Annotated in this window: 1 protein-coding gene; it reads left to right on the forward strand. The window is 50.8% G+C overall.

Annotated features, from left to right (window positions below; all coding sequences use genetic code 11):
- Window positions 1–106: 106 nt before the first annotated feature.
- On the forward strand, window positions 107–1,028 hold a 922-nt coding region (locus tag H9L42_RS16715), incomplete at its 3' end, for an AAA family ATPase (RefSeq protein ID WP_187304528.1).

A 1,028-nucleotide genomic window follows, 5' to 3' on the forward strand; every position in this document is an offset into this window, starting at 1 on the left:
AGTCCGCGGCAGCTTGCTGCGTACACAAAAGAAAAATATGGGAAAGAACTTTGTGCAGCCTGCGCGACAAAGGCGGCGCAGAAAAAAGAAGAACAGGAGGCCATAAGTGAAAACGACGAGGATTAAGATCAAGAATTTATTCGGAATCGCGGAAACCGAACTGGACGGGAGCAGCGTAGAGATTACCGGAACAAACGGATCCGGTAAGACTTCCGTAATCGATGCCATTCGCTATGGACTGACCAATCAGTCAGAGCGGGACTATATTATTCGGAAAGGTGCGTCTGAGGGGGAAATCCTGATTGAGACGGATACCGGACTATATATTGATCGGAAGAAACGGACCGATAAGGCGGATTACAAGTCGGTGAAAGAAGGCGGGAAGGAAGTATCCGGTCCGGAGTCCATGCTGAAGCAGCTCTTTACTCCTTTGCAGCTGGATCCGGTGGCTTTTATCGGAATGAACAAGCAGGAGCAGAACCGGATCATTTTAGATCTCATTGAGTTTGACTGGGATCTGAATTGGATTCGGGAGCAGTTCGGGGAGATCCCGGAGGGTGTAAATTACGACCAGAATATCCTGCAGGTGCTGCACGATATCCAGGCGGATAACAGCGTGTACTTTCAGACCAGGCAGGACATCAACCGGGATTTGAAAAACAAGCGGGCCTTTATTGAAGAGATTGCCTCCGACATTCCGGCAGAGTATGATGCGGACCGGTGGGAGCGCTACGATCTGGGAGAAGCGTACCGAAAGCTGGAGAGCATCCGGGAAGAAAACAGTCGGATTGAACGCGCGAAGGTCTTTAAAGACAGCTATGACAACAAACTCCGGGGACTGGAAGCAGATCGGGAAATTCAGGTTTCTGCAGAGGAAAAGGCTATCGCAGCGGAACGGGAAGGACTGACCAGCACGATAGAGAGGCTGAAAGCGGAAATCCGGGCAGCGGATGAAAAGCTGGGAGGTCTGGATCGTAAGCTGCAGGATAAGATTGCTCTGGCGGACAGCCAATATGAAGCAAAGAAGG

Source organism: Zhenpiania hominis (assembly GCF_014333425.1).
Classification (GTDB): domain Bacteria; phylum Bacillota; class Clostridia; order Peptostreptococcales; family Anaerovoracaceae; genus Hominibacterium; species Hominibacterium hominis.